This window comes from Bacillus sp. JJ1533 (genome assembly GCF_036965045.1).
GTDB lineage: Bacteria > Bacillota > Bacilli > Bacillales > Bacillaceae_L > Ferdinandcohnia.
Genome location: NZ_JBALOV010000001.1, coordinates 98,756 through 107,880, shown reverse-complemented (window position 1 = coordinate 107,880; position 9,125 = coordinate 98,756). Strand labels below are relative to the sequence as shown.

The window sequence follows — 9,125 nt, the reverse complement described above, 5'->3', positions numbered from 1 at the left end:
CTCGTAAAGGTGGACAAGGGATGATTAAGTCTGACCTGTTTATCATCAATAAAACAGATTTGGCTCCTTTAGTCGGGGCAAATCTAGATGTTATGGCATCCGATACAAAAGTGTTCCGCGGTGATAAGCCATTTTTTTTCACCAATTTAAAAACCGACGAAGGTCTTGAACAGGTTATAGATTGGATCAAAAAAAATGCACTTTTAAAAGGGTTGGAATAAAAAATGCAGGACTGGACAGGAGTTTTGCGTATAGATGCTGAGGAACGGAATGGAAAGACCGTCGCAAAGAATGTTTACTTTCAAGGCGCGTTTAAAGTTATGCGTCCAATCTATCATGATGACTCTGGACAAGTCTGTTATTATCTTTTAAATCCAGGCGGTGGCTATCTGGATGGAGACCGCTATCAACTCAAGATTTCGTTAGAAAAACAAGCGAAGCTGACATTAACCACACAGTCAGCCACAAAAATATACAAGACACCAAAAACATATGCCTATCAGGAAACGGAAATTCACCTTAAAGAAGGAAGCTACCTTGAGTATATTCCCGATCCGCTCATTGGTTATCAGGATGCACGATATAAACAAAAGAATGTAATCTATATGGAGAAAGGGACCTCTCTTTTTTACTCGGATATTATTACTCCTGGATGGTCTCCTCACGGGGTAATGTTTAGTTACGATATACTTCAGCTAATCAATGAAATCTATATGGAAAATGAATTGGTAGTATATGATCATATCAAACTAAATCCAGCTATGCAGAATATGGAGAAGCTCGGTCTGATGGAAGGCTATTCACATTTGGGGTCTTTGATAGTGATTGATGAAAAAGCCAATCATACCCTCCTTGACCGTTTATATCAGGCCATCGATAAAAATACAAAGGAATATAAAGTGGGACTGTCATCTTTACCAATCCCAGGATTCACGGTACGGGTGTTAGCAAATAAAACACAGACGATTGAAAATATATTTTCTGAATTTCATCATATAATTAGCCGAGAATGGTTTAACAAAACCCCCAGCTTACTAAGAAAATATTAATGTTGATAACCCAGCAATTCGTATAATTGCTGGGTTATTAACAAGTAAAGAAAAATGGAGGAGAAATCTGATGGAGGTTACTTTTTTTTCAGTTTTGGCCCTAGGTTTCATTTTAGGAATAAGGCATGCGATTGAACCTGACCACGTTATTGCAGTATCAACAATCGCGAGCCAAAGTAAAAAGTTGTGGAACGCGTCTTTGGCGGGAGTATTTTGGGGAATTGGACATACTGTAACACTGTTTCTAGTCGGTCTTGTCTTGTCGTCATCCTTATGAAGAACGAAATACCCGAAAAGTGGGCCATGTCTTTAGAATTTTTTGTTGGAATCATGCTAGTTTACCTTGGGGTGAGAACGATTCTTTCTTTCAAAAATACTTTTATACATAAACACTCACATGAAGGAGAAGAACATACACATGACCATCTCCACCAAAATAGTGGGAGACATGAGCATCAAAACAAGCGTACAAGCACTTCGTATTTGGGGTCCATGTTTATCGGCTTTGTCCATGGACTAGCAGGAAGCGGAGCCATGGTTCTATTGACGATGGGTACTGTAAACGGTGTTGGGGATGCATCAATCTTTATCCTTATTTTTGGTGTAGGAACGGTCATTGGTATGCTTTTATTTACCACCATCATTGGAATTCCGTTTGTTTTGAGCAAGAAACGTAGAACAGTAAGCGGGACGTTCGGATTATTAACAGGGGTAATCAGTACTGTTTTTGGTATATACTATATTTATAATTTAGGGATCAATGAAGGATTATTGAACCTTTGGGTTTAAGGATTTGGATACCTAGTAAGTTGTAGCTTTATTACGAGGATAATAAGATTTTTAAGATATTAAAATTGTAACCCCAAAAGACTAATCTCTGAAAATATCGATTTTTGGTATGGTTTTATTTCATCCCGGGTTTGATTAAATACGATATAGATGAGGATGCACTTCTTGTAGCGGCTAAAGCTGTTGGACAAGTTGTTTGCAGTTATTATGAATTAGACTAATAGAGTTATGAAGAAACCATATTACATTCCTTTTTGGATATGTCATATGGTTTTTTCGTATGATACCAGGGGAATAAATAACAAAAATTGACGTGAAGCCTAATTTCTTGATTTGCATTTATTTTAGGAATATAATTAAATTATTATCTTGATATAAAGATAAATAAATTCGAGATTATTTTGCAACTAATCCGAATGAATAGGGAGAGTTTAAAATGAATTTTGAAGGTAAAGTAGTCATCGTTACAGGTGCAGCAGGCGGTATTGGGAAAGAAGTAGTACGTAAAGTAGCGAACGAAAAAGCTAACGTTGTATTAGTTGATTTAAATGAAGACGCAATCAATGCTGTACAAGCTGAGCTTGGTTTAACAGAAGAAAATAGCTTAGTAGTAAAAGCGGATGTTTCAAATGAAGAGAATGTTAAAAATTATGTAGAGCAAACTATTTCAAAGTTTGGCCACATTGACGGTTTTGTAAATAATGCTGGTGTTGAAGGTCCAGCTAAACCACTTGAAGAAGTAACAGAAAAAGATTTTGATTTTGTTTATGGAATTAACGTAAAGGGTGTACTTTTTGGTCTTAAATACGTATTGCCAGTAATGAAAGAACAAAAATCTGGTTCAATCGTTAATACGTCTTCAGTAGCAGGTTTAATTGGTTCACCAAGCATGATCTTGTATAACTCATCGAAACATGCTGTAATGGGTATTAATAAAGTGGCGGCTTTAGAGGCAGCACCATTTAACGTGCGTGTAAACACAGTGAACCCAGGTGTTATTAATACTCAAATGATGCGTAAAATTGAATCAAATGTAGCACCAGGTGCAGCAGAAGCGGCACAATCAGCTTATAACGATGCAGTACCTATGAAACGCTACGGTGAACCTGAAGAGGTTGCTAACGTCATTGCATTCCTTCTTTCAGACGAAGCTTCTTATGTAAGTTCATCTTCATTTACTATCGATGGTGCTTTATATAACGTTTAAGTCAAATATAGGAAAACAGCCAGTGGAAAACGCAACGTTTTCTCTGGCTGTTTTTTTGTACTCGCTGTTGTCAGAACCACATTTGTACAAATCCTTATTAAATAAATAGCCACAAAATTTACAATTGCTAATCAAATCTAATGTATACTGTTAATAATCCTGTTACTAAAGTAGGATAATCTTTTTCTAGGAGATTAACGATGATATTGGATTGTTTAATTGTTGATGATGAGATTGCATTAGCTGAAACAACTTGTGAATATTTTAATATGTTTGAAGTCAAAACGGCATTTGTGACAAGTGCGGATGAGTGTGAACGTTTTTTGCAAGATAATGAACCAGCGGTGATTCTACTAGACATCAATCTAGGTAATGAATCGGGGTTTGATCTATGCAAAAAATTACGCCAAACTACACAAATTCCAATTCTATTTATCAGTGCACGTTCGAGCGATGATGATATTCTCATTGCCCTGAACATAGGAGGAGACGATTACATTCAAAAACCTTATACACTTAGTATTTTACTAGCAAAAGTAAAAGCAGTTCTCAAAAGATTTGGCAGTGGTTCTAGCAACCAACCAGAGGTTTTAGAGTTTGGACAGATCCAAATAGATACAAAGATGCAACGTGTACGAGTAAATGGTGTTGATATTCAACTAAAAACAATGGAATATAAGCTATTGTCTTACTTGGCGAAAAATAAAAATCGAATTATCACAAAAGATGAATTGTTTCAAAACGTATGGGGCGATTCTTTCGTCGGGGATGGAACCCTAAATGTACATATTCGTCATTTGCGTGAGAAAATTGAAAGGAATCCTAAGGACCCACAATTTATTAAAACGGTATGGGGAACAGGTTATGTTTTAGAGGATAGCGGGCAATGAGAATAAAATTGCTCATTGTGACGATTCTTGTTATTTTTAGTGTGGGCATTGTCTTCTCCATAATAGTTATAAAGAATAATAATTTTTCAGAAGTGGATCTTGTTGCCACCAATGATCTCGTTAAAACGACCGAACAAAATTGGGGACAAATCTCTAAAGAAACCTTTCAAAACACCGATATAACACAACCGTTTTCTATTATCGACCACTTAGGGAACGCGATTTATCAAACACCCGATCATCATTTTATTGACTTATATAATGCCATAAAAAATAGAGACACGATTATCGATCTTAAGCAAGAGAACGAGATTGTCGGGAAAATAATTCTTCAAAATAACGAACAAGAAATCGTGCAACAGATGAAAAATGAACTGGTCACAACCGTATGTGTGATATTTGGCCTAATCATGATTGTTATCCTATTTTATCTGATTTATATTTACAAAACGTTATTGAAGCCATTTCGGCAACTACAATATTTTGCAACGAATGTGGCTAGGGGAAATCTAGATATTCCACTGAATATGGAAAAGAATAATTACTTTGGTGCGTTCACGGAAAGCTTTGATTTATTACGTGATGAACTTGAAACTTCACGTCAAAGAGAGTATGAATCCAACCTCAGTAAGAAGGAGCTTGTTGCTACATTAAGCCACGATATTAAGACGCCCGTCGCTTCTATCAAAGCAGTGAGCGAATTAATGCTGATGCAGGCAAAAGATGATAAGGTCATTAAGCAAGTGAATACAATCTATTCAAAGGCAGATCAAATTAACCTGCTTATTACTGATATGTTTCATGCCACGTTAGAAGAACTGCAACAGTTAAAACTAACCGTAACCGAAGAATCGAGCGAAGTACTGGCTGATATGATTGAAAATGTCAATTATGATCACCGAATTGTCTGCGGCCCAATTCCACCATGTATTCTTTTAATAGACACCCTACGTATGCAGCAAGTGATCGATAATATTATAAGTAATTCATATAAATATGCAGGGACAAAGGTTATGATAAAATCACAACTCCATCAGGGTTACCTTGAACTCCTAATTCAAGATTTTGGACCTGGAATGAGTGAAGAGGAAATACCTCTACTGTTCAACAAATACTTCCGTGGCCAAAATGTTGAAGGAAAGAATGGTTCGGGCCTTGGTTTGTATATATCGAAATACTTTATGGAAAATATGGGTGGACAAATTGACTGTCTCAACCGAGAAGATGGTTTTACCGTCGTTTTAAAAATCAAGCTTGCATAATAATTAAGAATTAGTTAAGAATTGCGCAAAGATTTAATAAGAATTGATTTTGTATGATAAGACTGTAATCTTCATTACGGTCTTTTTATTTTGCTTGATATATGAATGTGATAAAGGGGGATGTCAATCAATCATGACGAAAATAATTATCCGAACGGAGAAGCTTTGTAAATCTTTTTCTAGCGGTGGTATTCAGCAACATGTTTTAAAGAATCTAGATATCCGTTTAGTAGAAGGGGATTTTACAATCATCATGGGTAGTTCAGGATCTGGGAAATCCACTCTGCTTTATGCAATTAGTGGTATGGATAAACCAACATTAGGTGAAATCGATTTTGCTGGAAAAAATATAGCTTCATTAAACAATGACCAACTTGCGATTTTTAGAAGAAAGAATTGTGGCTTTGTATTCCAACAAATTTATTTACTAGACAATATGAGTGTACTTGATAATATACTGGCAAGTGGGCTTTTAGTAAATAAAAATAAGCGCAAAATTGTTAAAACAGCGAAGCAATTATTACTACAAGTAGGGATCAATGAAAACACATGGTCTAAATTTCCAGCCCAGCTTTCTGGTGGTGAGGCCCAGCGAGTTGGAATTACTAGAGCAATCATTAACAACCCGAAAATAGTATTTGCAGATGAACCAACTGGTGCATTAAACTCTACATCTAGTGACCGTGTTTTAGATGTATTCACAGATGTGAATCGTAATGGACAAAGTATTGTCTTGGTAACCCATGATTTAAAAACGGCATTGCGCGGAAATCGAATTCTTTATTTGAAGGATGGTGTCATTTGCGGGGACTTGCAGCTAGGTGCATATAGCGACCATGAGAATGTTGAACGCCATGAAAAACTGAAGACGTTCCTTGCTGAAATGGGGTGGTAAGGTGAAGATAATGAATCTAGCTATGGCAAATCTCAGAAAAAGTAAAACTGCTACCATTTCTTTATTTATCTTTATTTTGGTTGCTGCACTTCTACTAAATATTGGTCTAATGGTTATTACTCAAATCAATCCATTTTTTGATAATAAGGTTGAAGAATTAAAAGATCCTCATGTAACGATTATGATGGATCAAGCTAGTTATCATTCAACTTATGAAGAGTTTCTAATAAACTATTCTGGTGTAACAGAGACAGAGACAGAAGAGATTGTTTTTATGAACATTGCTAAATTTAATTATGGCAGCAGTGAATTAACGAGTAGTGTCGCGATTTTTAATGCAGATAGCAATCGCAGTATTGGACCGCTAAAGTTGAGTGAACAACTTATTACAACGAGTTCAAATGACATTTATGTGCCTTACAGTTTTAAAACAAATGGAGGGTTTGAATTAGGTGATGACTTTACCATTACATATCAAGAAAAAGAGTATGAATATCGAATTGCTGGATTCTTAGAAACCACGCTCATGGGGACAACTAACATCGGAGTTATGAAATTTATGCTACCAGAACCATCCTATCAATCCTTAGCAGACAATCTCAACGATCAATCAAAAGGGATAATCCTGTCTGCAGTGATGGAGGACAAAACTCAATCTTCTAAGGTACTAAATGATTTCACGAAGAAATTTCCGCAATCAATGGTAGGAGAAACGACTTCATATATTTGGGGATTAGATATTGAATTGGTGAAAAGCGTAAGCACGTTGACTATAAATATTGTGGCGACAATACTGGTCATATTTGCAGCCATTATTGTGCTTGTATCACTTATTGTCATTCGATTTCGTGTTTCAAATAGTATTGAAGATGGAATGGCAAATATCGGAACCCTTAAAGCAATCGGCTATACAAGCGGGCAAATTCTTTCATCCATCATCCTACAGTTTATCTTAATTGCTCTTAGTGCAAGTGTAGGAGGAGTTGCATTGTCATATGGTCTAATGCCATTTATCGGAGGAATTATTTCATCCTTATCTGGCTTAGTATGGGTTCAAAGCTTTGATCTTATCATGAATTTACTTAGTATTTTCCTTGTTATTTTATCTGTCGTAATTGTTACGATACTGTCTGCCTTTCGTGTTCGAAAAATTTTACCTGTTGCTGCACTTCGTGGAGGGATTCAAACGCACAGTTTTAGAAAAAATTACTTCCCCTTGGCAAACACGAAAGGCGGTCTTCACTTCATACTTGCGATTAAATCGATGCTTGCAAATGCTAAACAAAATATAATGATTCTAGTAATTATAATTGCCTTAACGTTTGCTTCCATTTTTTCAATGGTCCTTTATTACAACGTCGCTTCAGATAAAACCGCTTTTGTTAACTTATTCGGTTCAGAACCTGCGAATGTACTAGTTGCTGTTAAGCCTGATACAGATACACGTGAATTGTTGAGAAATATTGAACAAATGGACCATGTAAGGAAAGTAAATGTATTTGACTTACTTACTACCCAAATTGATGGTCAAACCGTATATACAAATGTTACTGATCATTATAGTGAGTTAGAAAATGATATCGTCTATGAAGGTCGGCAACCAAAGTTTGAAAATGAAATATCCATTTCTTGGGTAGTATCCGAACAAATTAATAAAGGAATCGGGGATACGGTTGAAGTAGAATATGGACCTGAAGCAAAAAGGTACTTAGTAACGGGTCTCAGTCAATCAATTGGTAATTTAGGACAGGTTGCAGCTTTAACAATGGAAGGTATTCAACAATTACAAGCAGACTATAAAGGTACGACACTTTATGTGTATCTAGATGGTATATCGAACAAAGACTTTCTCAACAACGTCCAGATACAATACGGGGACTCTGTAATCGAAACATTGGATATTGACGAAAACATAGAGAACCAAACAGGTATGTATACAGCTGCAGTGTTAGCTGTTATGGTAATGGTTTTGACAATTACTGTTCTAATCGTTGTGCTGATTTTGTATCTGGTTATCAAAACGATGATTATTAAGCGTAAGAAAGAGTTCGGTGTCATGAAAGCACTAGGCTATTCAACGATACAACTCATGAATCAAATATCTATTAGTTTTCTGCCTGTCGTTATAACGGGTGTGGCAATCGGTGGTATCCTTGGCTATTACTTCACCAATCCTATGCTTTCCGTATTATTATCAAATGCAGGAGTTAAAAGGCTAGATTTTATCATTCATCTACCTACTATTCTTATGATTTGTGTAGGTATTCTTGTATTAGCTTACATTGTTTCAATGTTTGTATCGCATAGAATTAAAAAGATTTCTGCGTATGGTTTAATTACAGAATAGTACACATGAAACGATACGATGACCTGAGGGATCTAAGTAAATATAATTGAATTACCTCACAAAGGATGGGGGCAAACTGAAAAGTTCCTAAAGAATAAAGCGGCAGAAGACAAAAGTAGTGTTTGTTCTTCTGCCGCTTTTTGTTCGAGTTGAATGTCCTTGTTTTGTACAGAATAAAATAACAAAGGAGGAAGATTAAATTTGAAAAAAATATTTTCAATTCTCATGTTAGGCTTGTTCTTAATAAGTCCGGCTAATAAATCATATGGAGTAACAGACAATCAATGTCTTTTGTTTAAGAATCTTTTTGGTGACCATGTAAAGCAGATGGACAAAGTTTGTAAAGTGGAAATAAGTCGTAAAAATCTTAACGTTTCGATAGAGGGAGCAAAGCTCTCTCCTGAAATGATGGGCCTTTCACTTACCGCTAATTTTGAAAGGACTGGAGATGCAACAATTGTTTTAGGAGAGTTTGCGCTACTTCCTCAAGAAGTAAACCCTGTAATTGATGCATTGCGTAAAGGGGATATACAAATTTCAGCCGTACATAACCATTGGTTTGAGCGCCCCCAGGTTCTTTATCTTCATTTTCAAAGTAAGGGAGACCCTGAATCACTTGCCCAAACCGTTAAGTCGGCCATAGAAGTGGCACAACAAAAGTAATGGAATGATGAATAGCGCCTCTA

Annotated in this window: 8 protein-coding genes and 1 pseudogene; all 9 read left to right on the top strand. The window is 36.1% G+C overall.

Annotated elements, in window-relative coordinates:
* Positions 1-221, top strand: a 221-nt coding sequence (locus V7138_RS00505; RefSeq protein ID WP_335393217.1) for a GTP-binding protein, incomplete at its 5' end; no start/stop codon positions are given.
* Between the two features lie 3 nt (positions 222-224).
* Positions 225-1,049, top strand: coding sequence for an urease accessory protein UreD (locus tag V7138_RS00500; RefSeq protein ID WP_335393215.1), 825 nt, complete (start codon positions 225-227; stop codon positions 1,047-1,049).
* Positions 1,050-1,119: 70 nt separating this feature from the next.
* A pseudogene (locus V7138_RS00495) lies at positions 1,120-1,838 on the top strand (urease accessory protein UreH domain-containing protein).
* A gap of 436 nt (positions 1,839-2,274) precedes the next feature.
* Positions 2,275-3,045 (top strand): SDR family NAD(P)-dependent oxidoreductase, encoded by a 771-nt coding sequence (locus V7138_RS00490; protein WP_335393213.1) that lies wholly within the window; start codon positions 2,275-2,277, stop codon positions 3,043-3,045.
* 200 nt (positions 3,046-3,245) lie between these two features.
* Positions 3,246-3,935, top strand: coding sequence for a response regulator transcription factor (locus V7138_RS00485; RefSeq protein WP_335393211.1), 690 nt, complete (start codon positions 3,246-3,248; stop codon positions 3,933-3,935).
* The gene (locus V7138_RS00480) at positions 3,932-5,197 is read left to right on the top strand and encodes a HAMP domain-containing sensor histidine kinase (protein WP_335393209.1); all 1,266 of its coding nucleotides are present in this window, start codon (positions 3,932-3,934) and stop codon (positions 5,195-5,197) included. The genes V7138_RS00485 and V7138_RS00480 overlap by 4 nt, the downstream gene beginning before the upstream one ends.
* Positions 5,198-5,330: 133 nt before the next feature.
* The gene (locus V7138_RS00475) at positions 5,331-6,092 is read left to right on the top strand and encodes an ABC transporter ATP-binding protein (RefSeq protein ID WP_335393207.1); all 762 of its coding nucleotides are present in this window, start codon (positions 5,331-5,333) and stop codon (positions 6,090-6,092) included.
* A 10-nt stretch (positions 6,093-6,102) separates the two neighbouring features.
* Complete coding sequence (locus V7138_RS00470) at positions 6,103-8,439, top strand: ABC transporter permease (protein WP_335393227.1); 2,337 nt, start codon at positions 6,103-6,105, stop codon at positions 8,437-8,439.
* 201 nt (positions 8,440-8,640) lie between these two features.
* Positions 8,641-9,102 (top strand): DUF1259 domain-containing protein, encoded by a 462-nt coding sequence (locus V7138_RS00465; RefSeq protein ID WP_335393205.1) that lies wholly within the window; start codon positions 8,641-8,643, stop codon positions 9,100-9,102.
* Positions 9,103-9,125: the final 23 nt, after the last annotated feature.